The organism is Mesorhizobium sp. M1169 (genome assembly GCF_040318345.1).
GTDB lineage: Bacteria > Pseudomonadota > Alphaproteobacteria > Rhizobiales > Rhizobiaceae > Mesorhizobium.
Map to the genome: position 1 here is coordinate 61,009 of NZ_JAMYME010000020.1, position 25,224 is coordinate 86,232.

Annotated in this window: 21 protein-coding genes and 2 pseudogenes; 21 read left to right on the plus strand and 2 right to left on the minus strand. The window is 63.9% G+C overall.

Annotated features, from left to right (window positions below; genetic code table 11):
- Positions 1-56: 56 nt before the first annotated feature.
- Positions 57-590: a peroxiredoxin gene (locus tag NKH41_RS19855; RefSeq protein ID WP_352933429.1), complete on the minus strand. Its 534-nt coding sequence runs from the start codon at positions 588-590 to the stop codon at positions 57-59.
- A gap of 1,168 nt (positions 591-1,758) precedes the next feature.
- A complete protein-coding gene (locus tag NKH41_RS19860) occupies positions 1,759-2,034 on the minus strand; it encodes a hypothetical protein (protein ID WP_352855532.1) in 276 nt (91 codons plus the stop codon).
- A gap of 199 nt (positions 2,035-2,233) precedes the next feature.
- On the opposite strand from NKH41_RS19860, the gene NKH41_RS19865 reads away from it, so the two are divergent.
- The 21 genes and pseudogenes from NKH41_RS19865 (at position 2,234) to NKH41_RS19965 (ending at position 25,169) form a co-directional block, all read left to right on the plus strand.
- Entirely contained in the window at positions 2,234-3,436 is a 1,203-nt protein-coding gene (locus tag NKH41_RS19865) for a cytochrome P450 (protein ID WP_352933432.1), read from the plus strand.
- A 93-nt stretch (positions 3,437-3,529) separates the two neighbouring features.
- Complete coding sequence (locus NKH41_RS19870) at positions 3,530-4,819, plus strand: cytochrome P450 (RefSeq protein WP_352933435.1); 1,290 nt, start codon at positions 3,530-3,532, stop codon at positions 4,817-4,819.
- Between the two features lies 1 nt (position 4,820).
- Positions 4,821-4,946, plus strand: a pseudogene (locus NKH41_RS19875) (ferredoxin); the annotation flags it as partial.
- Between the two features lie 168 nt (positions 4,947-5,114).
- Positions 5,115-5,957, plus strand: a complete 843-nt coding sequence (locus NKH41_RS19880; RefSeq protein WP_352933501.1) for an SDR family oxidoreductase — start codon at positions 5,115-5,117, stop codon at positions 5,955-5,957.
- A complete protein-coding gene (locus NKH41_RS19885; RefSeq protein ID WP_352933438.1) occupies positions 5,957-7,300 on the plus strand; it encodes a cytochrome P450 in 1,344 nt (447 codons plus the stop codon). The genes NKH41_RS19880 and NKH41_RS19885 overlap by 1 nt, the downstream gene beginning before the upstream one ends.
- A gap of 157 nt (positions 7,301-7,457) precedes the next feature.
- A complete protein-coding gene (locus NKH41_RS19890) occupies positions 7,458-8,450 on the plus strand; it encodes a polyprenyl synthetase family protein (RefSeq protein WP_352933504.1) in 993 nt (330 codons plus the stop codon).
- 150 nt (positions 8,451-8,600) lie between these two features.
- The gene (locus tag NKH41_RS19895; protein ID WP_352933441.1) at positions 8,601-10,151 is read left to right on the plus strand and encodes a hypothetical protein; all 1,551 of its coding nucleotides are present in this window, start codon (positions 8,601-8,603) and stop codon (positions 10,149-10,151) included.
- Complete coding sequence (locus NKH41_RS19900) at positions 10,148-11,050, plus strand: terpene synthase family protein (protein WP_352933444.1); 903 nt, start codon at positions 10,148-10,150, stop codon at positions 11,048-11,050. The genes NKH41_RS19895 and NKH41_RS19900 overlap by 4 nt, the downstream gene beginning before the upstream one ends.
- An 85-nt stretch (positions 11,051-11,135) precedes the next feature.
- Positions 11,136-12,185 carry a type 2 isopentenyl-diphosphate Delta-isomerase gene (gene fni / locus NKH41_RS19905; protein ID WP_352933447.1) on the plus strand — a complete coding sequence of 350 codons (1,050 nt, stop codon included), beginning with the start codon at positions 11,136-11,138 and terminating at the stop codon, positions 12,183-12,185.
- Positions 12,186-12,238: 53 nt separating this feature from the next.
- Positions 12,239-13,406 (plus strand): annotated as a pseudogene (locus NKH41_RS19910) (NAD(P)/FAD-dependent oxidoreductase).
- Between the two features lie 78 nt (positions 13,407-13,484).
- A complete protein-coding gene (locus NKH41_RS19915) occupies positions 13,485-14,099 on the plus strand; it encodes a transposase (RefSeq protein ID WP_502906027.1) in 615 nt (204 codons plus the stop codon).
- Positions 14,100-14,251: 152 nt separating this feature from the next.
- Positions 14,252-14,578 (plus strand): helix-turn-helix domain-containing protein, encoded by a 327-nt coding sequence (locus NKH41_RS19920; RefSeq protein ID WP_352933507.1) that lies wholly within the window; start codon positions 14,252-14,254, stop codon positions 14,576-14,578.
- A complete protein-coding gene (locus tag NKH41_RS19925) occupies positions 14,553-15,806 on the plus strand; it encodes a type II toxin-antitoxin system HipA family toxin (RefSeq protein ID WP_352933450.1) in 1,254 nt (417 codons plus the stop codon). Before NKH41_RS19920 ends, NKH41_RS19925 begins: the two co-directional genes overlap by 26 nt.
- Before the next feature lie 485 nt (positions 15,807-16,291).
- Positions 16,292-17,185, plus strand: a complete 894-nt coding sequence (gene nifH / locus NKH41_RS19930) for a nitrogenase iron protein (RefSeq protein ID WP_352933452.1) — start codon at positions 16,292-16,294, stop codon at positions 17,183-17,185.
- A gap of 99 nt (positions 17,186-17,284) precedes the next feature.
- The gene (gene nifD, locus NKH41_RS19935; protein WP_352933455.1) at positions 17,285-18,787 is read left to right on the plus strand and encodes a nitrogenase molybdenum-iron protein alpha chain; all 1,503 of its coding nucleotides are present in this window, start codon (positions 17,285-17,287) and stop codon (positions 18,785-18,787) included.
- A gap of 128 nt (positions 18,788-18,915) precedes the next feature.
- Entirely contained in the window at positions 18,916-20,457 is a 1,542-nt protein-coding gene (gene nifK / locus NKH41_RS19940) for a nitrogenase molybdenum-iron protein subunit beta (protein ID WP_352933458.1), read from the plus strand.
- A 56-nt stretch (positions 20,458-20,513) separates the two neighbouring features.
- Positions 20,514-22,004: a nitrogenase iron-molybdenum cofactor biosynthesis protein NifE gene (gene nifE / locus NKH41_RS19945; RefSeq protein WP_352933461.1), complete on the plus strand. Its 1,491-nt coding sequence runs from the start codon at positions 20,514-20,516 to the stop codon at positions 22,002-22,004.
- Between the two features lie 9 nt (positions 22,005-22,013).
- The gene (gene nifN / locus NKH41_RS19950) at positions 22,014-23,396 is read left to right on the plus strand and encodes a nitrogenase iron-molybdenum cofactor biosynthesis protein NifN (RefSeq protein ID WP_352933463.1); all 1,383 of its coding nucleotides are present in this window, start codon (positions 22,014-22,016) and stop codon (positions 23,394-23,396) included.
- On the plus strand, positions 23,362-23,859 hold the full coding sequence (gene nifX / locus NKH41_RS19955) for a nitrogen fixation protein NifX (protein ID WP_352933466.1): 498 nt from the start codon (positions 23,362-23,364) through the stop codon (positions 23,857-23,859). Before nifN ends, nifX begins: the two co-directional genes overlap by 35 nt.
- 17 nt (positions 23,860-23,876) lie before the next feature.
- Complete coding sequence (locus NKH41_RS19960) at positions 23,877-24,356, plus strand: NifX-associated nitrogen fixation protein (RefSeq protein ID WP_352855504.1); 480 nt, start codon at positions 23,877-23,879, stop codon at positions 24,354-24,356.
- 27 nt (positions 24,357-24,383) lie between these two features.
- Positions 24,384-25,169: a response regulator transcription factor gene (locus tag NKH41_RS19965; RefSeq protein WP_352700587.1), complete on the plus strand. Its 786-nt coding sequence runs from the start codon at positions 24,384-24,386 to the stop codon at positions 25,167-25,169.
- Positions 25,170-25,224: the final 55 nt, after the last annotated feature.

A 25,224-nucleotide genomic window follows, 5' to 3' on the forward strand; every position in this document is an offset into this window, starting at 1 on the left:
ATCCTGTCGAGGAGCCTCTTGGGGCCGGCAATGGCACCAGTGAGACGTATTCTAGGTCATACGGCGGCTTTCAGCGTTTCGAGAACGTTTTGCGGGGACGAGACGCCATAGGGGTCGGCCTCGCAGTTGTCGGAGAAACCTTCCTCCTCGAACCAGTGCTCCACCACGCCATTGTTGATCAGGGCGGCGTAGCGCCAAGAGCGCATCCCGAAGCCAAGATTGTCCTTGGCGACCAGCATGCCCATTTTGCGTGTGAACTCGCCTGAGCCATCGGGGATGAGCTCGACCTGCTTCAGGCCCAAGGACTTCCCCCACGCATTCATGACGAAGGCGTCGTTGACTGAGAGGCAGTAAATCGCGTCAATTCCCTCCTTCTCAAACTCATCATAGAGCTCTTCGAACTGGGGCAATTGGTAGGTCGAGCAGGTCGGCGTGAAGGCGCCAGGCAGCGAGAACAGGATGACCCGCTTGCCGGCAAAGTAGTCGTCAGATGTCTTTTCTTGCCAGCGATATGGATTTGGCCCCTGGACTGACTTGTCGTGAACACGCGTGAGAAAGGTGACGAAGGGAACTTTCTTTTGAACTGTCATCAAGTTGCTCCTAAAGAAGAAAACTGGCGCTGAATTCTGGCAGAGGCTGGCGCAACACCGAGCAGAGGCTCGTATGCCCGGCACGGAATGAGGACCTCGCGGCTCGCAACCTCCTTTTTCCCTGCCGACGTATGGGAACGTCTTGGCGGCTGGTCTTGGCCACCCGACCGCAATCGATCTGAGCGAGTTGGACACCGTCGAGCCGCTTGCTTTCCACGGCTATGGCGCCGGAAGCGGGATCGGTCACTCGCGATCGTGCGTTTGGAAAAGGGATAGCGGCCGGAAGTAGCCAATATCGCAAGCATGTGGGGGCCTGAAATGTCACTTCACGCAACAGACCCGCGTCACTGGACTGGTTCAGCGTGTCGTGGATATGTGGCAGTGACCCGCCGGCCTTGGCTTGCGTGACCCTTTGACGGGGCTCTTGGGCACTCACATGCTGGACAGAACCGGTAAACGGCATTTGCGCGAGCGGCCCGTCTTGGCGTGCCGGCATCGGACCAGCCATGCGCAAAGCGGCCACCGAGAAGGGACTTCCGGAGGAGACGATGTCCCGCTGTTCAGCGGGAACGGGCACCGTCTCTTCAGGCCACGGCTTGGAGCTTCGCGTATCGGGCATGGCACAAGTCGCTTTCATCGTGATTTGATGGTGCTCTAACCAGGAGCAGCAAGCGGCGTGCCATTTGGAATAGAGGTGCTGTTGGACCGCCCCCTTCTTCTCGGAGGCCGTGTGTTGGACGATCGGGCGCGCGCTATAACGGCCTCGTCACACAGGCAACAACGATGCTGTATGGTTGCGGGTATTCGGCGCTTCAGCCCCGGCTGGACAAAGACGAACCGGAAGCCGAGCCGATGCACTACCTGAGGCTGGCGGGCACTCCAGTCATTGCGTAGCGTGTGCCGCTAGCGTTCTTGGGTGCGCAGGCACGGCTATCGCGAACACGCGCCTGTCCGCAGCAACCATGAGCGCGCGCTCTTGGGCAAGCGCCCTGGCGCCGTTAGGATCGAATTCCCCAATCGTGTCTGTTTGCCGCCCTCTTATGTTCGAAACTGGACCAGAATGTCGCAAGCCCGACCTAAAGGTCGCCCGAGGCGCTCTGTCCGACACTGTTCTGTCGGCTTTGTTGGTCCGCGATGCCGGCCTATTTCGCCGAGCTCTTGTCCGGCCTCAGGACAAGCCGCCAAAAGCATCACTTTTTTCTTCGGTCGGCCAAATTGGCACGAGATTTGAAGCACCTTCGTTGCGGGCCGGGAGCCGCCGACCGACTTTCATTTCGTGGATGACACGAATGGAACGAAGAAAGAAAAGCAAAATGTCAAATCCGCGTCGGATAGCGTCTATGGGCAGGGGCCCCTCGGCGAAACCGCCCTTACCAAACAGCGCGCCGCCCTTGTCGACCCTTGCGGAAATCTTGGCCGGCGGCGAGTCAAAGGCCCACCACACCGACTTTATCCTGACCTCGAAGGTGCAGGATAACGTTCTGCATCTCGCCGCGCGATGTGCCTAGACAGTACACGTTGGCCGATCTTGATAATCAGGCCGGCCTTCGGAGGACGTCATCTGTATGCCTTAGGTCATTCGCTGCCGTAGCGCCTGCCGGTCACCTTCCGCCCTTCCACCGTTTAGAGAGTGAAGTGCCACCATGTCCGAACAACCCTTGCCGACGCTGCCGATGTGGCGCGTCGATCACATCGAGCCCTCGCCCGAGATGTTGGCGCTAGGCGCCAACGGTCCGATCCACCGCGTGCGCTTCCCGTCCGGGCACGAAGGCTGGTGGGTGACAGGCTATGACGAGGCCAAGGCGGTGCTGTCCGACGCGGCGTTCCGGCCCTCGGGAATGCCGCCGGCGGCATTCACCCCGGATTCGGTGATTCTCGGATCGCCGGGGTGGTTGGTCTCGCACGAGGGGGGCGAGCATGCCCGGTTACGCACGATCGTGGCGCCGGCCTTCAGCAACCGCAGGGTGAAGCTGCTCGAGCAGCAGGTCGAGGCGATCGCCGCGCAGTTGTTCGAGACACTGGCGGCCCAGCCCCAGCCCGCCGACCTGCGGCGCCACCTCTCCTTTCCGCTTCCTGCCATGGTCATCAGCGCGCTGATGGGCGTGCTCTACGAGGATCACGCCTTTTTCGCCGGGCTGTCCGACGAGGTGATGACGCACCAGCATGAAAGCGGCCCGCGCAGCACGTCGCGCCTGGCCTGGGAAGAACTGCGCGCCTACATTCGCGGCAAGATGCGGGACAAGCGCCAGAATCCGGGCGACAACCTGCTGACGGATCTGCTCGCGGCGGTCGACCAGGGCAAGGCGACCGAGGAAGAGGCGATCGGCTTGGCGGCGGGAATGCTGGTGGCGGGGCACGAGAGCACCGTCGCGCAGATCGAATTCGGCCTGCTGGCCATGTTCCGCCATCCGCAACAGCGCGAACGCTTGGTCGGCGATCCATCTCTGGTGGACAAGGCGGTGGAGGAAATCCTGCGCATGTACCCGCCGGGCGCGGGTTGGGACGGCATCATGCGCTATCCGAGGACCGACGTGACCATCGCGGGCGTGCATATTCCCGCGGAGAGCAAGGTGCTGGTCGGCCTGCCGGCGACGTCGTTCGATGCGCGCCATTTCGACGACCCGGAAATCTTCGACATCGGACGCGACGAAAACCCGCACCTGGCGTTCTCCTACGGGCCGCACTACTGCATCGGCTTGGCGCTGGCCAGGCTGGAACTCAAGGTGGTGTTCGGTTCGATCTTCCAGCGCTTTCCCGCGCTGCGCCTGGCCGTGGCGCCCGAAGAACTGAAGTTGCGCAAGGAGATCATCACTGGCGGGTTCGAGGAGTTCCCGGTGCTCTGGTGATGCGCGGACGCTGCCGGGAATCGCGATCTTCTCCGCAATTGCAGGCGCGCCTGGCGCGCGCCGGTCAGATCAGCCAGCCAACAGGTAACCAAGATGGACGTGCAAGAAACCACGGCAACATGCCGGGACGCCTTCGCCGAACTGGCGTCGCCAGCGTGCATCCACGACCCGTATCCGTTCATGCGGTGGTTGCGCGAGCACGATCCGGTGCATCGCGCGGCGTCGGGCCTCTTTCTGTTGAGCCGCCACGCCGACATCTACTGGGCGCTCAAGGCCACGGGCGATGCTTTTCGGGGGCCGGCACCAGGCGAACTGGCGCGCTATTTCCCGCGTGCGGCGACCAGCCTGTCGCTAAGTTTGCTGGCGTCCACTTTAGCGATGAAGGAACCTCCGACGCATACGCGTCTGCGCCGGCTGATCTCGCGCGATTTCACAATCGGCCAGATCGACAAGCTGAGGCCGACCATCGCTCGCATTGTCGCAGCGCGCCTGGACGGCATGGCGCCCGCACTGGAGCGCGGGGAGGCAGTGGACCTGCATCGGGAATTCGCGCTGGCCTTGCCCATGCTGGTTTTCGGCGAACTGTTCGGCATGCCCCCGGACGACATTCTCGGGCTCATCACCGGCATCAGCGCCATTCTGGAAGGCCTGAGCCCGCACGCCAGCGATCCCCAACTCGCCGCGGGGGACGCGGCCAGCGCCAGGGTGCAGGCCTACTTCGGCGACCTCATACAGCGCAAGCGAACCGATTCCCGCCACGACATCGTGTCAATGCTGGTCGGCGCACACGACGACGATGCCGAGACGCTGTCGGATGCGGAATTGATCAGCATGCTCTGGGGCATGCTGCTGGGCGGCTTCGCCACCACTGCCGCGGCCATCGGCCATGCGGTCCTGGCGATGCTGGCGTATCCCGAACAGCGGCACTGGCTGAAGGGAGATGCCGTGGGGGTGAAGGCTTTCGTCGAAGAAGCCCTGCGCTACGACGCGCCCGCCATGTTCAGCTCCATTCCGCGTATCGCCCAGCGCGACATCGAACTGGGCGGCGTGGTGATCCCGAAGAACGCGGACGTGCGCGTGCTGATCGCGGCCGGCAATCGCGACCCGGACGCCTTCGCCGATCCCGATCGCTTCGATCCCGTGCGGTTCTACGGCACCAGTCCTGGCATGTCGATCGACGGGAAGATCATGCTGACCTTCGGCCACGGCATCCACTTCTGCCTTGGTGCGCAACTGGCCCGGGTGCAGTTGGCCGAAAGCCTGCCGCGGATCCAGGCGCGCTTCCCCACGCTGGCATTGGCCGAGCAGCCGACCCGGGAGCCCTCCGCGTTCCTTAGGACGTTCCGCGCGCTGCCGGTGCGGCTGCATGGGCAGGAGGGCTGAGATGCGCGTCCTGGTCGATCAGGATCTGTGCGGAACTACCGGGCAGTGCGTGCTGACGCTGCCGGGCACCTTTCGCCAGCGCGAACCGGACGGCGTGGCCGAAGTGTGCGTGGCGACGGTCCCGCAGGCGCTGCACGCCGCCGTGCGGCTTGCGGCCAACCAGTGCCCGGTCGGCGCCATTCGGGTCATCGAAAGCGACGCTGGCCATGACGAGCGCGCCAGCGCCGACCCTGCGCCTTCTCCGGCGGAGGCCGAGCGGCATGCCGCGAAAGACCAATGCAATTCAGGAGACACGATGGGACGGTTTGAAGGAAAGGTGGCCGTGGTGACCGGCGCCGGCGCCGGCATCGGCAAGGCATGCGCTCTCGCCATCGCGCGCGGGGGCGGCAGAGTGGTGGTGGCCGACATTGATGGCTCGGCGGCCATCGCCTGCACCGCGCAGATCGCGGCCGAAGCAGGCCACGCGCTGCCCTTAGCCATGGATATCGCCGATGAGCAGGCGGTGGCAGCGCTGTTCGAGACGGCGGAGCGGCACTTCGGGGGGGTCGACCTGCTGGTGAACAATGCGAGCGCCATGCATCTAACCCCGCGCGACCGCGCGATCCTCGACCTGGACCTGGCAGTCTGGGACCAGACCATGGCGACCAATCTGCGCGGCACGCTGCTCTGCTGCCGGCAGGCCATCCCACGGATGATCGCCCGCGGCGGTGGCGCGATCGTCAACATGTCGTCGTGCCAGGGGCTCAGCGGTGACACGGCGCAGACGTCCTACGCCGCGTCGAAGGCGGCGATGAACATGCTCTCGGCTTCGCTCGCCACCCAATACGGTCATGCGCAGATCCGCTGCAACGCCGTTGCGCCGGGTCTCGTCATGACCGAGCGTCTCCTCGCCAAGCTGGACGAGTGCATGCAACGGCATCTGCGCCGGCACCAGCTCCTGCAGCGCGTCGGCCGCCCCGAGGACGTGGCCGCGCTCGTGGCGTTCCTGCTCTCCGACGATGCTGCGTTCATCACCGGCCAGGTCGTGTGCATCGATGGCGGCATGCTGGCGCATGTGCCGACATACGCCGACGGTGGCAACAGCTGCGCCGCGCGCCCTGCCGGCGACACCGAAACGGCGGCGGCGGCGCGCTGCTGATGGACACGCTGCTCAACCCGCTCAACCGTCGGCACCGGCTGCGATGCGACATCCCGGTCATGCCTGGCGCTTTCCCCCTGGTCGGGCATCTTCCCGCCATTGTCTGCGACCTGCCGCGCCTGCTGCAGCGCGCAGAACGGACGCTGGGCAGCCACTTCTGGCTGGATTTCGGCCCTGCCGGACACCTGATGACCTGCGTGCATCCGGATGCGTTCGCACTGCTCCGGCACAAGGACGTGTCCTCGGCGCTGATCAAAGAGATCGCGCCCGAATTGCTTGGCGGAACGTTGGTTGCCCAGGACGGCGGCGCGCACCGGCAGGCGCGCGATGCCATCAAGGCAGCGTTCTTGCCCAAGGGGCTGACCCAGGCCGGGATCGGCGACCTGTTCGCGCCCGTCATCCGGGCGCGGGTGCAGGCATGGCGCGCCCGCGGCGAGGTAACCATCCTGCGCGAAACCGGTGACCTGATGCTCAAGCTCATCTTCAGCCTCATGGGAATCCCCGCGCAGGACCTGCCGGGATGGCATCGCAAGTACCGGCAACTGCTGCAGTTGGTCGTCGCGCCCCCGGTCGACCTCCCCGGACTGCCCTTGCGGCGCGGCCGCGCCGCCCGCGACTGGATCGACGCGCAGTTGCGCCAGTTCGTCCGCGACGCGCGCGCGCACGCCGCGCGCACCGGGTTGATCAACGACATGGTGAGCGCCTTCGACCGCAGCGACGATGGGCTCTCCGATGACGTCCTAGTCGCCAATATCCGATTGCTGCTGCTTGCCGGTCACGACACCACTGCCTCGACGATGGCCTGGATGGTGATCGAGCTGGCGCGGCAGCCTGTTCTGTGGGACGCCCTGGTCGAGGAGGCGCAACGCGTGGGCGCGGTGCCGACCCGGCACGCGGACCTGGCGCAGTGTCCGGTCGCCGAGGCACTGTTCCGCGAGACGCTGCGCCTGCATCCGGCGACCACGCTCCTGCCGCGTCGCGCGCTGCAGGGATTGCAACTCGGCCAACGGCGCATTCCCGCGGGCACCCATCTGTGCATCCCGCTGCTGCATTTCTCGACCTCGGCGCTGCTGCACGAGGCGCCTGATCAGTTCCGCCTGGCGCGGTGGCTGCAACGCACGGAGCCGATCCGGCCGGTGGACATGCTGCAGTTCGGTACCGGCCCACACGTCTGCATCGGCTACCACCTGGTATGGCTGGAAATGGTGCAGTTCTGCATCGCCTTGGCGCTGACCATGCACAAGGCCGGGGTGCGGCCGCAGTTGCTGAGCGACGTCGAAAAAGGCCGGCGCTATTACCCGACCGCACATCCGTCCATGGCAATCCGCATAGGCTTCTCATGAGCTGGCATCGCATGCCCCGTGTGGCGACGCAGCGGCGGCGCCAGCGAGGCGCGGCATTGCTGCACTCGGCGCACGCGCTCGGTGCGACACCGGCAACACCGCGGCGGCTTGGCGCCCGCCGTGGCCATCTCGTGTCAGGTACAAGGACATGAAAAACATGCAGACCGGTTCCACGCTACACGACGACCGAACTGGCGTTTCCGCCCTCGGCGGATTGGGTGCGCAGGCGCGCGGCGCATCCGGCAGGCTGCTGCCGGAGATCTGGATGCAGGACGGCGCAAAGCGGGTCGAACAGGCGCTGGCGCGTCTTCTCTGCGCCGAAGACGACGGTGAGACAGAGCTGATGGCGGCGATGCGCTACGCCACCTTGCATGGCGGGAAGCGCACCCGCGCCTTGCTCTGTCTGGCTGCCGGCGCACTGGCCGACACGCCGGCGCACATGCTCGACGACGTCGGCGCCGCCATCGAGATGATGCACGCCTGTACCCTGGTCCACGACGACCTGCCCGCGATGGATGACGACGTGCTTCGCCGCGGCCTTCCGACCGTGCACGTCAAGTTCGGCGAAGCCACTGCGATCTTGGTGGGCGATGCGCTGCAGGCGCACGCCTTCCTGACCCTGGCGAGCCTGGATGCGCCGGGCGACAACCGTATCGCGCTCGTGCGCGAACTGGCGCAGGCCGTGTCCGCCGAGGGTGCCGCAGGCGGGCAGGCCATGGATCTGTCGCTGGTCGGAAAGCACGCCGAGCTGGACAGGATCGTGGCGATGCACCGGATGAAGAGCGGAGCGCTAGTGCGCGCGTCCGTTCGCATGGGCGCGCTATGCTCCATCGCGGAGGATGCCGCGCACGCTGCGCTGTACTGTGCGCTTGATCGGTACACCGCCTGTTTCGGCCTGGCGTTGCAGGTGGTCGACGACATTCTCGACGCGACAGCGGATACCGCGACGCTGGGCAAGACCCCCGGCAAGGACGCGGCGGCGCAGAAGCCGACCTGCGCGTCGATCATGGGGCTGCAGGCAGCGCGCCAGTTCGCGCTGGATTTGTTGCGCGACGCCGGGGCGGCCATCGCCCCGCTGGGGCCGCGTGCGGAACGGTTGGCGCAGATGCTGCAGCGGGCCAACGTGTATCTGTCCGCGCCATACGCATGAGCGCGCCCGTCCGCATGGAGTCGCCCCTGTGCTGCTGCGATCGGCCGGCGGCAGCGGTGGATGCTGCACTGTGTCCGAGTCCGCGGCGACGTGCGCGGCGTCTGCCCGATCCTGGTTCTCCGTTAACCCTCTGCAGAAGGAACATCCCGCGTGAACGCGCTGTCCGAACAGATCCTTTCCGAATTGCGCCACCTGCTGAGCGAGATGAGCGACGGCGGCAGCGTCGGTCCGTCCGTCTACGACACGGCGCGAGCTCTGCAGTTCCACGGCAACGTCACCGGTCGGCAGGACGCATACGCGTGGCTCATCGCGCAGCAACAGGCCGATGGCGGATGGGGAAGTGCGGACTTCCCGCTGTTCCGCCATGCGCCCACGTGGGCGGCGTTGCTGGCATTGCAGCGTGCCGATCCTCTTCCCGGCGCTGCCGACGCAGTCCAGGCGGCAACCCGGTTCCTCGAGCGCCAGCCCGATCCCTACGCGCATGCGGTGCCGGAAGACGCGCCGATCGGCGCGGAGCTGATCCTGCCGCAGTTGTGCGGCGAGGCCGCATCCTTGCTGGGCGGGGTGGCGTTTCCGCGCCACCCGGCGCTGTTGCCGTTGCGGCAAGCGTGTCTGGTCAAGCTGGGGGCGGTGGCGACGTTGCCGAGCGGCCATCCGTTGCTGCACTCCTGGGAAGCCTGGGGGACGTCGCCGACCACCGCATGCCCGGATGACGACGGCAGCATCGGCATCAGTCCGGCGGCCACCGCCGCGTGGCGTGCGCACGCCCTGACACAGGGAAGCACCCCTCAGGTCGGGCGCGCCGACGCGTATCTGCAGGCGGCATCGCGGGCGACGCGCAGCGGCATCGAAGGTGTCTTTCCCAACGTCTGGCCGATCAATGTATTCGAGCCATGCTGGTCGCTGTACACCCTGCATCTGGCCGGTCTGTTCGCGCATCCCGCGCTCGCCGAGGCGGTGCAAGTGATCGTCGCGCAGCTCGACGCCCGCCTGGGCGTGCGCGGTCTGGGCCCGGCCTTGCACTTCGCGGCCGATGCGGACGATACCGCCGTTGCGATGTGCGTCCTGCGCCTTGCAGGCCGCGACCCCTCGGTCGATGCGTTGCGCCATTTCGAAATCGGCGAGCTGTTCGTCACCTTCCCCGGCGAGCGCAATGCCTCGGTGTCGACCAACATCCATGCCCTGCATGCGTTGCGACTGTTGGGAAAGCCCGCCGCCCGCACCAGCGCCTACGTCGAGGCCAATCGCAACCCGCACGGTCTATGGCACAACGAAAAATGGCACGTTTCGTGGCTGTATCCCACCGCGCATGCGGTCGCTGCGCTGGCGCAAGGCAAGCCCCAGTGGCGCGACGAGCGCGCGCTGGCGGCGCTCATGCAGGCGCAGCGTGACGACGGCGGCTGGGGCGCCGGTCGCGCGTCCACATTCGAGGAAACCGCCTATGCGCTGTTCGCGTTGCACGTGATGGACGGGAGCGAAGAGCCGACAGGGCGCCGGCGCATCGCGCAGGCGGTGGCGCGTGCGCTGGAGTGGATGCTCGCCCGCCATGCGGCGCATGCATTGCCGCAAACGCCGCTGTGGATCGGCAAGGAACTGTATTGCCCCACCCGAGTGGTGCGCGTTGCCGAACTCGCCGGGTTGTGGCTGGCGCTTCGTTGGGGGCGGCGCGTCCTGGCCGAGGGAGCAGGAGCGGCGCCATGATCCAGAACGAACGCGCGCTGCAGCAGGTGCTGGAGTGGGGGCGTACCCTGACCGGGTTCGCCGACGAGCATGCCGTGGAGGCGGTCAGGGGCGGCCAGTACATCCTGCAGCGCATCCACCCGAGCCTGCGCGACACCAGCGCCCGCACCGGCCGCGATCCGCAGGACGAAACGCTGATCGTGGCGTTCTATCGCGAACTGGCGCTGCTGTTCTGGCTCGACGATTGCAACGACCTTCGCCTGATCGCGCCGGAGCAGCTCGCCGCGGTGGAGCAGGCGCTGGGGCAGGGCGTGCCGTGCGCGTTCCCCGGATTCGAGGGCTGCGCTGTGCTGCGCGCTTCGCTGGCCGCGCTCGCCTACGATCGTCGCGACTATGCTCAGCTTCTCGACGATACCCGGTGCTACTGCGCGGCGCTGCGCGCCGGACACGCGCAGGCGGCAGGGGCGGAACGCTGGTCCTACGCCGAGTACCTGCACAACGGTATCGATTCGATCGCCTACACGAACGTGTTCTGTTGCCTGTCGTTGCTGTGGGGGCTGGACATGGCGACCTTGCGCGCGCGTCCGGCGTTTCGCCAGGTCCTGCGGCTCATCTCCGCGATAGGGCGCCTGCAGAACGATCTGCATGGACGCGAAAAGGATAGGTCGGCCGGCGAGGCCGACAACGCGGCCATCCTGCTGCTGCAGCGCTATCCGGCTATGCCTGTGGTGGAGTTCCTCAACGACGAGCTGGCCGGCCATACGCGCATGCTGCACCGGGTGATGGCGGAAGAACGCTTTCCCGCGCCGTGGGGACCGTTGATCGAGGCCATGGCGGCCATCCGCGCGCAGTACTACCAGACCTCGACCAGCCGCTACCGCAGCGACGCTGCGGAGGGAGGCCAGCGTGCGCCGGCCTGAACGCGCGGGAGGCGGCGGCGTGCGCGCGCTGCCGTCGGTCCGATCCGACGCAACGCCGTCGCCCGATGCCACGGAGAGAGCGAGCATGAGCGACACCGCCCTGAGCCGGCGCAAGGACGACCATCTGGACATCGTGTTGGATCAGCGAACGGCGCCGGCCACGGTCGCCGCCGGCTGGGAGTACATCCGTTTCGAACACTGCGCATTGCCCGAGTTGGACCTGACGGAGATCGACCTGCGCGCCTCGCTGCTAGGCAAGACCATGCACGCGCCGCTGCTGATCAGCTCCATGACAGGCGGCATGCCACGCGCCGAGGCCATCAACCGGCATCTGAGCGAGGCAGCGCAAGCCTTGGGGATCGCCATGTGCGTCGGTTCGCAGCGCGTGAGCCTGCAATCCCGCAACTCCGAGGGACTGACGCGCGCGCTGCGCCGCCTGGCCCCAGACATTCCCTTGCTGGCCAATATCGGCGCCGCGCAACTGCGCGAGGCCGACGGCCTGGACCTGGCGCGCCGGGCGGTGGATGCGCTGGAGGCCGATGGACTCATCGTTCATCTCAATCCGCTGCAGGAAGCGGTACAGCCGGAGGGCGACCGCGACTGGCGCGGCGTCCTGGCGCAGATTGCTCGCGCCGCGCGCAGCGTGGGCGTGCCGATCGTGGCCAAGGAAGTGGGGTCGGGCCTGTCCGCTCCGGTGGCCTGTGCGCTCGTCGACGCGGGCGTGGCGGTGATCGATGTCGCCGGCGCCGGCGGCACCAGTTGGGCCGCGGTGGAGGGCGAGCGCGCCCGCGATGCCGCCGACCGTGCAGTGGCGATGGCGTTCGCCGATTGGGGGATTCCGACCCCGGCCAGCGTGCAGGCGGTACGTCGGGCGCTGCCAACGGTGAAGCTGATCGCGTCGGGCGGGATCCGCGACGGCGTCGACGTGGCCAAGGCCATCCGCCTGGGCGCCGACATCGCCGGGCAGGCGGCCGGCGTGCTGCGCGCGGCTAGGGTATCCACCGAGGCGGTTGTCGCGCATTTCGAGATCGTCATCCGCCAGTTGGCCGTCGCCTGCTTCTGCACCGGCTCGGCTGATCTGGCGGCGTTGCGTCAGGCGCGCTTGTTGCCCTCGGCACATCTGCCCGCCGGTTGATGCCGGCATCGCCCGCACGTGGCGGCGGGCCTTAGAACTGGAGAAGCGAAAAAGTGCATTACGACATCATCATCATCGGCGGAGCCATCGTCGGCTCCTCGGTCGCCTATTATCCGCGCGAGGAAGGGTTTGCGGGCTCGATCGCGCTTGTCGAGCGCGACCCGCAATTTTCCCATGCGGCGACGACGCTGTCCTGCGCTTCGATCCGCCAGCAGTTTTCGATCCCCGAGAACATCCGTCTGTCGCAATTCACGCTGAAACTGTTCCGGCGGCTCAGGGAAGAGTTTGGCGCGGACGCCGATATCGGCTTTCGCGAAGGCGGCTACCTCATCCTTGCCGGCGAGAACGGGCTGCCGATCCTGCGGGCCAACCACGAGGCGCAGATGGCCGAGGGCGCCGACATCGTGCTCGAGGATGCCGAGGCGCTCGTCCGCCGCTTTCCGTGGCTGTCGGTCGAGGGCATTTCCGCCGGCGCCTATGGCCGCAGCGGCGAAGGCTGGTTCGACGCGCATGCGATGCTGATGCTGTTCCGCAAGGCACTGCGAAGCAAGAACATTGATTTCATCACAGCGTCGGTGACCGGTATCGAACGGCAGGGGAAGCGCGTCGCCGGTGTGACCCTCGACAATGGCGAGCGGCTCGAGGCCGGCACCGTCGTTAACGCCGCCGGGCCGAATGCCGGCAAGGTGGCAGCAATGGCCGGGCTGGCGCTGCCAGTGGAGCCGCGCAAGCGCAATGTCTTCGTCTTCGAGGCGCGCGAAAAATATGACGACATGCCGCTGCTGGTCGACCCGAGCGGCATCTATGTCCGGCCGGAGGGCTCGGTCTACATCACCGGCGGCGCCGAGCCGGAAGAGGGCGAAGGACCGGCCGACCCCGCCGACTTCGATCCCGACTGGCCGCTGTTCGAAGAGGTGATCTGGCCGGTGCTGGCGACCCGCATTCCGGCCTTCGAGGCGATCAAGCCGACGCGCGCCTGGGTCGGCCATTACAACTACAACACGCTCGACCAGAACGCGGTGATCGGTTCGCATTCCGAAGTCGGCAATTTCCTCTTCGCCAACGGTTTTTCCGGCCACGGCTTGCAGCAGGGACCGGCGGTCGGCAAGGCGCTAGCCGAACTGATCGTGCATGGCCGCTATCGCACCGGTGGATTGCTCAGCGTTCGGGTACAGCCGTGTCGCTGAGGGGCGGGCTTTCATGGAATTGAATGTGATTTGAGCAGGAAGGGCGGGTGCGCCGCGACGGCCCTTTTCCATGCAGGGACAAAGGGGCGCGAAGGAACGCGACGGGCGGTCGATGGCCCAAAGCTGGCGAAAACAGCCGGCCAAGGCCTGCCGCGAACGGAATGATTTTGTGATGATCGTGGCGCTCGATCCGCCGCATTTCCGGACGATCAGCGACTTCCGCAAGCGGCATTTGAAGGCGCTCGTGGCGCTGTTCGTGCAGGTTCTGAAGCTGTGTGAGACGGCAGGATTGGTCAAACTCGGCCATGTCGCGCTGGGTGGCAAGAAGATCAAGGCGAACGCGTCGAAACACAAGGCGATGAGTTATGAGCGCATGAAGAAGCGCGAGCTGGAATTGAAAGCCGAGGTCGCTGGCATGCTAACGGCGGCCGAGGCCGCGGATGCCGAGCAGGACGTGACTTTCGGCAAGGACAAGCGCGGCGACGAGATGCCGGATTGGGCCGGCGACAAGCAGAACCGGCTGGCCAAGATCCAGCAGCGATGGCGTCGCTGGAAGCCCAGGCCAAGCTGGCGGCGCACGAAGAGCGCCGGATCGAGGCCGAAAAAGAAGAGCAGCGCCAGGCCGCAGGCCGCAAGAAGCCTGGCAAACCGGCGGCGGCCCCATCAGAGGAGCCCGGTGGCCATAGCAGCTGTTCTCGGAGAAACGCCGTTCGCTGTGCGGGGCTAAAGCATGAGAGATCCTCGAAGAAGGATGATCTCTTTGCATATCATTATCTTCATATATGATACGCTAACAGATCATAAAAGTTTTGACTTGCTCGCTGGATGAGATACCTTTGCGTATCATCGCGCATTGGAATAGATCGTATAGGTATCATGATGGACTCTGAATCGGAAATTCTGCGCGAAATCGGTGGGCTTTTCAGGCAGGCGAGGCTGGCCGCTGCCATGACGCAGGAGCAGGTCGCTGACTTGGCGGGTATATCCCGTCCCCGGTATCGCGACATCGAAAAGGGAGCCGCAGCGGGGCGTGCGACGACGCTCATGAATATCGCTCGCGCGCTCGGGCTGGAAATGATGCTGGTTCCGCAAGTCATGGTGCCGGCTGTCCAGGCTTTATTGCGTCCGCATGATGATGACGATCGACCCGCCTTTGTTTCTCAACTTGACGATGACGATCATGGCCCCAGTCTTTCGCGCACCTAAGACGATCCCGTCGCTGGACGTGCTCTTGAACGCACTGAAGATCGGCACAATCGTTAGGACGCCGGGCGATTTCAATGCATTCAACTTCGATGAGGCCTACCGCGCGACGGGCGGCTTTCCGGTTTCCAGCCTGTCGTTCCGGGCAGCGACGGAAGGATTGCGGAAAGATCCGAAGCCTCTGGCGGGCGCCTTGCCCGCTTTCTTCGCGAACCTCCTACCGGAGGAGAAATTGCGCGAGGCGATGGAAAAGCACCACGAAGGCAATGTGCGGCCAGGCAATGATTTCGATCTTTTAGCGGCGCTGGGCGCCGATTTGCCGGGAGCCGTACGGGCGTTGCCCAGTGACGGCGCGATAGCGGTTTCGCAGGATGCTTCAAAGGATAAGCCCAAGGCACGGTTCTCACTTGCCGGCGTGCAGATGAAGCTGTCGGTCATGAAGAACACTGGAAAAGGCGGCCTGACCTTGCCGATGGACGACGAGCAAGGCCGATACATCGCCAAGTTCCCTTCGACGGCGTTTCCAGGCGTTTCCGAAAATGAATTCGCTAACCTGGCGTTGGCTGCAGCGATCGGCATGGAGGTGCCTGAACGCGAACTTGTCGAGAAGTCCGATTTCGAGGATATTCCCGAGGATTTCAACACGCTGTCAGAGGGCAAGGTCCTTCTCGTCAAACGCTTCGATCGCGGCGCTGAGGGCGAGAGGATTCACATCGAGGATTTCGCTCAGGTCTTCGGTGTGTATCCCTCGCGCAAATATGAGGGGGCCGCTTATCACGACATAGCCTTGGCCCTTGGCGTGGCCGTCTCGCCTACCGCGGCTCTCGAATTCGTCCGCCGCCTGGCGCTGACGGTCATCACGGGCAATGGCGACATGCACCTGAAGAACTGGTCTTTGATTTATCCCGGTAACGGCGACAAGCCGGTGCTTGCACCAATCTACGACGTTCTGTCGACCGTGCCATATATTCCCGCCGACGCCATGGCGCTTTCGCTTGGAGGGGAGCGCTCGTTCAAGGCGCTAGCAGCACCGCGATGGAAAGCATTTGCGAACCGTGCAAGGCTTCCGGAGCCGGCAGTCCTGAAGGCAGTGGTCGAGACCGTCGAACTCGTCAACGAGCACTGGTGGCATCTGCCTGAGCGCGACGTTGTCGCAGCGAAAGTGCTCGAGCGGATCGACGAACATGTGAAGGCGATGACGCCGATACTAAACTCCTGCGCCGATAAGTGAGCCGAGTCCCCTTGGGTTGGTGATATGGCGGAATTATCCGCCCGTGGCCCCGGATGGATGGCCGTGGATCGATGGTATGCCAGCGTGGCGCGCAAGATTCCGCGCAGTGTCGATGAGGACACGCGAGAACCAAGTACGTCAGCTCGCCGGAACAGAAGAGTTCGCAGCATCCCGCAATTAACGCTAGAGGTCGAGATGCTGTTGGCCCACCTCGACACAACGATGCGGTTCACGAATGCGGTGACTGAGGATCGCGATCCGACGCTTTATGTCGCTACTGTCGGGTCCGCTACACGGCTTGTTCCGACGATCCTTTCTTTGGCCTCAAGCTAAATCCCTGAAAAGCAACCATGAAATTATTCTTCGGTTCGATCAGCCAAATTGGCACGAGTCTTGAGATCCTTGGGTGCGAGGCGGCGACAGCTGCCCGACCGGCATTCATGTCGCGGCAGCCGCGATGAATGGAACGAAGGAAGGAAAGCTACATGTCAGGTTTGCGTCAGATCGCCTTTTACGGCAAGGGCGGCATCGGCAAGTCCACCACCTCCCAAAATACGCTCGCCGCCCTTGTCGACCTCGGGCAGAGAATCCTCATCGTCGGCTGCGACCCCAAAGCCGACTCCACCCGCCTGATCCTGAACGCGAAGGCGCAGGATACAGTCCTGCACCTTGCGGCAGAGGAAGGTTCGGTGGAAGACCTGGAACTCGCGGACGTGCTCAAGGTCGGCTACAAAGGCATCAAATGCGTGGAGTCGGGCGGCCCTGAGCCGGGTGTCGGCTGCGCCGGCCGCGGCGTGATCACCTCGATCAACTTCCTCGAGGAGAACGGTGCCTACGACGATGTCGACTATGTCTCCTACGACGTGCTCGGGGATGTGGTGTGCGGCGGTTTCGCGATGCCGATCCGCGAGAACAAGGCCCAGGAAATCTATATCGTCATGTCCGGCGAGATGATGGCGCTCTATGCCGCCAACAACATCGCCAAGGGCATCCTGAAATACGCCCATTCGGGCGGCGTGCGGCTCGGCGGCCTGATCTGCAACGAACGCCAAACCGACCGCGAGCTCGACCTCGCCGAAGCGCTGGCTTCCAGGCTCAATTCCAAGCTCATCCACTTCGTGCCCCGCGACAACATCGTCCAGCACGCCGAACTCAGGAAGATGTCTGTCATCCAGTATGCGCCGGACTCCAAGCAGGCCGGGGAATACCGGGCACTGGCCGAGAAGATCCATGCCAATTCGGGCCAGGGCACCATCCCAACCCCGATCACCATGGAGGAGCTCGAGGACATGCTGCTCGACTTCGGCATCATGAAGACTGACGAGCAGATGCTTGCCGAGCTTCAGGTCAAGGAAGCGGCGAAGGCGGCCGCACACTAACGACCGCTGCCGACACGAGGCGCGGCCTTGACCTGGCGCGCCTTTCAAAGAACGGCGCCTCGTTGGTGAGGCGTCACCCTGAACCTTGAAAGGGGTCCCATGAGCCTGGAATACGAGAATGACGGCGCCCTCCATGCGAAGCTTATCGAGGAGGTGCTGTCGCAATATCCTGACAAGGCGGCGAAGCGCCGCAAAAAGCACCTCAGCGTCGCAAAGAGCGGCGACGAGGCTGGCGAGGAAAGCGAGGGCCTTTCCGAATGCGAGGTCAAATCGAACATCAAGTCCATCCCCGGAGTGATGACGATTCGCGGCTGCGCCTATGCCGGCTCGAAAGGCGTGGTGTGGGGTCCAGTCAAGGATATGGTCCATATCTCGCACGGCCCGGTCGGCTGCGGGCAATATTCCTGGTCTCAACGCCGCAACTACTACGTCGGCACGACGGGCATCGACACGTTCGTCACGATGCAGTTCACCTCCGATTTCCAGGAGAAGGACATTGTTTTTGGTGGCGACAAGAAGCTGGAACGGATCATCGACGAGATCGAGGAACTGTTTCCGCTGAACAAGGGCATGACTGTGCAATCCGAATGCCCGATCGGCCTGATTGGCGACGACACCGAAGCTGTGTCCCGCAACAAGGCCAAGGAGCACGAAAAAACGATCGTGCCGGTGCGCTGCGAGGGCTTCCGCGGCGTCTCGCAATCACTCGGCCACCACATCGCCAACGACGCGATCCGCGACTGGGTGTTCGAGAAGAAGGACGTCGAGTTCGAGGCCAGCCCGTACGATGTCAATGTGATCGGCGACTATAATATCGGCGGCGACGCCTGGGCTTCGCGCATCCTGCTCGAGGAGATGGGCCTGCGCGTGGTCGGCAACTGGTCGGGCGACGCTACGCTGGCCGAAATAGAGCGCGCGCCGAAGGCCAAGCTCAATCTCATCCATTGCTACAGGTCGATGAACTACATCTGCCGGCATATGGAGGAAAAGTATGGCATCGACTGGATGGAGTATAATTTCTTCGGCCCCTCCCAGACCGAAGCCTCTCTGCGCAAGATAGCCAAGCATTTCGGGCCGGAAATCGAGGCCAAGGCCGAGGCGGTCATCGCCAAATACCGGCCGTTGGTCGATGCCGTCATCGCCAAGTACCGGCCGCGCCTCGAAGGCAGGACGGTGATGCTCTATGTCGGCGGGCTGCGCCCCCGTCACGTCGTCACGGCATATGAGGATCTGGGCATGGTGATCGTCGGCACTGGCTATGAATTTGGCCATAACGACGACTATCAGCGCACTGGCCACTACGTGAAGAAGGGCACGCTGATCTATGACGACGTGACTGGTTACGAGCTGGAGAAGTTCATCGAGGGGATCCGTCCTGATCTCGTGGGCTCCGGCATCAAAGAAAAGTACCCGGTCCAGAAGATGGGCATACCGTTCCGTCAAATGCATTCCTGGGATTATTCCGGCCCGTATCACGGCTACGACGGCTTCGCCATCTTCGCCCGCGACATGGATCTGGCCATCAACAACCCGGTCTGGAACCTCTACGACGCCCCCTGGAAGAAAAAAGCCGAGCCGTCGGCGGCGATCGCAGCCGAATGAAAATCTGGCCTCCCGGAAGCCGGGAGGCCGTTGAACGCCTGTGGCCGTTTGTCCGCGGGAGACCTGAAACGTTTCGACGTCCCTGTGCCGCCGTATGGCGCGGCCAGATGGAGAAGAGGTAACCACCCATGCCGCAGTCGGCTGAAAAAGTTCTCGACCACGCGCCCCTGTTCCGCGAGTCGGAATACAGGCAGATGCTCGCCGAGAAGAGGCTGAATTTCGAATGTCCTCACCCGGACCAGATCGTTACCGACCAACGCGAATTCACCAAGACGTGGGAATACCGCGAAAAGAACCTCGGTCGCGAAGCGCTTGTCGTGAACCCCGCCAAGGCCTGCCAGCCGCTCGGCGCGGTGTTCGCGGCCGCAGGCTTTGAGCGAACCATGTCCTTCGTCCACGGCAGCCAGGGCTGCGTGGCCTATTACCGCTCGCACCTGTCGCGCCATTTCAAGGAGCCTGCCTCGGCAGTTTCCTCCTCGATGACCGAGGACGCGGCAGTGTTCGGTGGCCTGAAGAACATGGTCGACGGGCTCGCCAATACGTACAAACTCTACGACCCGAAGATGATCGCCGTCTCGACCACTTGTATGGCGGAGGTCATTGGCGACGACCTGCACAGCTTCATCGAGAACGCCAAGGACGAAGGCTCGGTCCCGCGCGACTTCGACGTGCCCTTCGCCCACACGCCGGCCTTCGTCGGCAGCCATGTCGACGGCTATGACGTTACGGTCAAGGGCATTTTGGAGCATTTCTGGAAAGGCGAGGAGCGCACGGAAGCCGAGGGAACCATCAACCTCATTCCGGGTTTTGACGGCTTCTGTGTTGGCAACAACCGGGAACTTAAGCGCCTGCTCGATCTGCTGGGCGTGTCCTATACCTTCATCCAAGACGCCTCTGACCAGTTCGACACGCCGTCGGACGGCGAATACCGCATGTACGACGGCGGCACGAAGATCGAAGACGTGAGGAAGGCACTCAACGCCGAGGCGACACTTTCGCTACAGCATTACAACACCCGAAAAACACTGGAGTATTGCGAGGGGGTAGGGCAGGCGACTGCCTCGTTCCATTACCCTCTCGGAGTCCAGGCAACCGACGACTTCCTGATGGAGGTCTCCGCGATTTCCGGCAAGCAAATCCCCGAGGCAATCCGCCTGGAGCGCGGCCGACTTGTTGACGCCATGGCGGACAGCCAATCTTGGCTGCACGGTAAGAAATACGCCATCTACGGCGATCCGGACTTTGTCTACGCCATGGCCCGCTTCATCATGGAGACGGGCGGCGAGCCGACCCATTGCCTCGCCACCAACGGCACCTCGGCATGGGAAGCGGAGTTGAAGGAACTGCTTGCATCATCGCCCTTCGGCAAGGATGCTCAAGTCTGGGCGGGCAAGGACCTCTGGGCGATGCGCTCGCTGCTCTTCACCGAGCCGGTGGACCTGCTGATCGGCAACTCCTATGGCAAGTATCTGGAGCGCGACGCCGGCACGCCGCTGATCCGGCTGACGTTTCCGATCTTCGACCGCCACCATCACCATCGGTTTGCCCTTATGGGCTACCAAGGCGGGTTGCGCGTCCTGACGACGATCCTCGACAAGATCTTCGACAAGCTCGATCGCGAGACAAGCGAGACGGGCGTGACGGACTATTCGTATGACCTCACCCGCTAAGCGTGACGGTCGGCTTTGGCCGGTCGTCTTCCCAAGGGACTTTGGAGACCGACGCAATGTCCTCGCTCAGAGCCAAAATCCAGGATGTCTTCAACGAGCCCGCCTGCGAGCAGAACCGCCGCAAGGATGCCAAGGCGCGCAAGGAGGGCTGTTCGAAGCCACTGACCCCCGGGGCGGCGGCCGGCGGCTGTGCCTTCGATGGCGCCAAGATCGTGCTGCAGCCGATCACCGACGTTGCGCATTTGATCCATGGGCCGCTCGCCTGCGAGGGCAATTCCTGGGACAACCGCGGTGCGGCTTCGTCCGGGCCAACGCTGTGGCGCACAAGCTTCACGACCGACCTCACCGAACTCGACGTTGTGCTGGGGCAGGGCGAGCGGAAGCTCTTCAAAGCGATCCGCGAGATCAAGGAAGCGTATGGGCCGCCGGCTATCTTCGTCTATCCGACCTGCGTGACGGCGCTGATCGGCGACGACATCGAGGCCATCTGCAAGCGCGCGGCGGAAAAGTTCGGCCTACCGGTGGTGCCGGTCAATGCGCCGGGCTTCTTCGGCTCCAAGAATCTCGGCAACAAGCTTGCCGGCGAGGCGTTGCTCGAGCGTGTCATCGGCACGGTGGAGCCCGACGATGCCGGCCCTCACGACATCAACATTCTTGGCGAATTTAACCTCGCGGGCGAATTTTGGCTGGTGAAACCGCTGCTGGATCGGCTCGGCATCCGGGTGCGCGCCTGCATTCCGGGCGACGCGCGTTACCTAGACATTGCCTGCGCGCACCGCGCCCGGGCGGCTATGATGGTGTGCTCGACCGCGCTCATCAATCTCGCCCGCAAGATGGAGCAGCGCTGGGACATCCCGTTTTTCGAGGGCTCCTTCTACGGCATCACCGACACCTCGGAAGCGCTCCGACAGATCTCTCAGCTGCTCGTGAAGAAGGGTGCCGATCCGGAGATCCTCGGCCGCACCGAGGCATCGATTGCAGAGGAGGAGGCGATCGCTTGGAAGAAGCTCGCGGCCTACCGGCCGAGGCTCGAAGGCAAGCGCGTGCTGCTCAACACCGGCGGTGTGAAGTCCTGGTCGGTCGTCCATGCGCTGATGGAGATCGGCATTGAGATCGTCGGCACCTCTGTCAAGAAGTCGACCGTCGAAGACAAGGAGCGCATCAAGCAGATCCTCAAGGACGACAACCACATGTTCGAGCAGATGGCGCCGCGCGAGCTTTACGCCATGCTCTCAGAACACAAGGCCGATATCATGCTGTCGGGCGGGCGCACGCAGTTCATCGCCCTGAAGGCCAAGACACCCTGGCTCGATATCAACCAGGAGCGCCAACACCCTTACGCCGGCTATGACGGCATGGTGGAACTCGTACGCCAGATCGACCTCGCTATTCATAACCCGATCTGGCGCCAGGTGCGGGAGCCGGCACCATGGGATTGTCAGCCTGCGGTGAGGGAGGAACTGCCGCGCATGAAAAGCGAGATCGCGACCTTGCATGTTGTCCAGGAATTCGCCGGCACGACGGCCGACGATTTCGGTGAGCGTTGAAGCAAGCCGATGGTCCGCATCCTTCCCCAGACCAAAGCGGCGGCGGTCAATCCGCTGAAATCATCGCAGCCGCTGGGTGCCGCCTTGGCCTTTCTTGGCGTCGACGGCGCGATGCCGTTGTTCCACGGCAGCCAGGGGTGCACCAGCTTCGCGCTCGTGCTGTTCGTGCGGCATTTCAAGGAAGCCATTCCCTTGCAGACAACGGCGATGGACGAGGTGGCGACGATCCTCGGCGGGGCAGACCATCTGGAAGAGGCGATCCTCAACCTCAAGGCCCGCGCAAAGCCAACGCTGATCGGGGTCTGCACGACGGCGCTGGTGGAAACCCGGGGCGAAGACTGCGCAGGAGATATCGCCAATATCAGGCTGAAGCGCACGGAAGAACTCGCGGGTACGGAGGTGGTGCTAGCCAACACACCGGATTTCGGCGGCGCGATCGAAGAGGGCTGGGCCAAGGCTGTCACCGCGATGATCGAAAGGATTACGCGGCCCGGCGAGCAGGCGCGGCAGTCGAAGAAGATCGTGATCCTGCCTGGCTGGAACCTCACTGTGGCTGATATCGAGCATTTGCGTGAAACGATTGAAAGCTTTGGACTCAAGCCGGTGATTCTGCCGGACGTCTCCGGCTCGCTCGACGGTACGGTGCCCGACCGCTGGATCACGACCACCTACGGCGGCACCAGCATCGAGGATATCCGCGAGCTTGGCACGGCCGAGCAATGCATCGTCATCGGTGAGCATATGCGCCGCCCGGCCGAGCTGCTTCAGAGGTTGACCGGCGTGCCTTACGTGCTGTTCCGGTCGCTGACTGGATTGAAGGACGCCGACCGGTTCGTCTCTCTGCTGTCCGCGGTTTCGGGCGCGGCGGCGCCGGCTGGGGTGCGCCGTCGCCGGGCGCAGTTGCAGGACGCGTTGCTCGACGGACATTTCCACTTTGGAGGCAAGAAAATTGCGATCGCTGCTGAACCAGACCAACTCTACCAACTCGCGAGCTTCTTCATCGGCATGGGCTCCGAAATCGCGGCGGCGGTCACCACGACCGACATGTCGAAAATTTTGGAGGAAGTACCGGCGCAGTCGGTTCAGATCGGCGATCTCGGCGATTTGGAAGCTCTTGGCGCCAGCGCTGATCTTCTCGTCACCCATTCCCACGGCCGCCAGGCGGCGCAGCGCCTCGGCATTCCGCTCATGCGGGTTGGCTTCCCGATCTTCGACCGCCTCGGCATCCAGCACAAGCTCACAATCCTCTACCAGGGGACCCGCGACATGATCTTCGAGGTTGCCAACATTTTTGAAGCCAACCGGCACGCGCCGACGCCTGAGGCGCTTCATCCACTCCGTAAGCGAGAAATCCGAGATGAGCTCCGTTCGTCGCCTCTCGCTCGTCACTGACGAGGTTCACGCACCGACGCCGGAACGCCAAGCCGGCGCATTGCGGGTGGCGATCGCCACGCAGGACATGAAGAACCTCAACGCCCATTTCGGATCGGCCAGGCGTTTTGCTGTCTACGATGTGATGCGCGAGGAATGGAATCTCGTCGAAGCCGTGGCCTTCGATGACGTTTCCGACGAGAGCGGGAAGGAAAGGACTGAGGGCGATGATCGCATCACCCCGAAAGTCGAGGCGCTGAAGGGCTGTCATCTCCTGTTTTGTCTGGCTATCGGCGGACCTTCGGCAGCCAAGGTTGTTTCGGCAAAAATTCATCCGATCAAAGTGCCGCACCCCCAAACCATCCAAGAGGTGCTGTTGCGCACGCAGATGATGCTCAGGACGTGTCCTCCCCCTTGGCTGCGCAAGGTGCTGGCGCAGGCAGGTGTCGCCGAACAGAAACCGTCCTTCGAGGACGAGGACTGAAATGAGGAGTGGGCGAAATGTCTGACGCCGTGGTTAGCCCTGCTGTCGCCGAAGACGAGGCGGCCCTTGCCACCCCGTTCGTCAAATGCCTCGTGCGGCTGGTCCGGGCTCATGATTCCCACGGGTCTTGGGAAGGGAAATCGGGCGCCGAGCTGCTGGGCGACTTCATCATCACCAGGGAACAGCGCCGTGCGATCCCGATCATAGGCGATCCCGATCCGGACGTGCTGTGGAGGCTCGAGATGTTTTACACCGCCGTCGGGCTTGCGATCGAGGAGCGTTCCGGCCTGATGGCATCGCCGATGATGGAGATAAGCCATGAGGGCTTTGGGCGCGTGCTTCTCACGGCCGGGCGGTTGGTCGTTCTGTCGAAGACCCTGCGCGACGTCCACCGGTTCGGCTTCGAGACGTTCTGGAAACTCGCCACGGCCGGTACGAAACTGGCCGGCGATGCGACCGCAGCTATTGAGGCTCATCCCGAGGTGGCGCGGGCGTGATGGAACCGATTTTCGATCAACGGGATCGTGTCAGGCCTTGAGGACATGCGATGGCCAGCCCTCTCAATCGAGGCGATCGAGGCCGATGTGGTTCTTGGGGCAGCGCTGATGAAGCCACTGGTCCTGATCTGTTCGCAGGATCCGGAGTTCTATCTGGTCCACAGCCACATTCTGGAGGTGGATGGCTTCACGATTCAACTGGCCGGCAGCGTGGAGGAGGCGCTTGCATTGGCCAGTGAACGGGAGCCGAAGGCCGTGGTGCTGGACTGCCAGCCAACAAGCGCGACAGGCTCCATAATCTGCGCCCGGTTCAAGGGGGAGCCCCGGACCGGCGGCCTGCCCGTAATTGCGCTGATCGCGCCCGGCGCCGAGAACCAGCACCTCGATCTCTTGAAGGCTGGTATTGACGAGAGCTTTGTGCGGCCCTTCGCGCCGGCCAAGCTGCTTGACTGTCTACGGATGAAGCTGGCGCTGCCAAAGCCGGGTTCGAACGGGATTGAAAACGGCGGCTGGATCTCCTGTGGCGACCTTGAGATAAGGCTCGATGCCCACCGGGTTCGGGGCAATGGCCACGAAGTCCACCTTGGGCCGATCGAGTTCAACCTGCTGCGGCTTTTGCTTGAGACTCCCGGCAAGGTCTTCACCAGAGACGAGCTGATCAGCGCGGCCTGGCCGGCCAATATTCATGTCGGTGTACGCACCGTGGATGTCCATATCAGCCGGCTCAGAAGGGCGCTGAAGGCGGCCTCCCCCTCCAGCGTCATTCGTACCGTCAGGTCTGCCGGCTACTCGCTCGAGTGGCCGGACGGGTGAATAGATAACCGATGTGGTGCCACTCCGCATTTCCGCCGTGCTGAGGGCAAGTCTT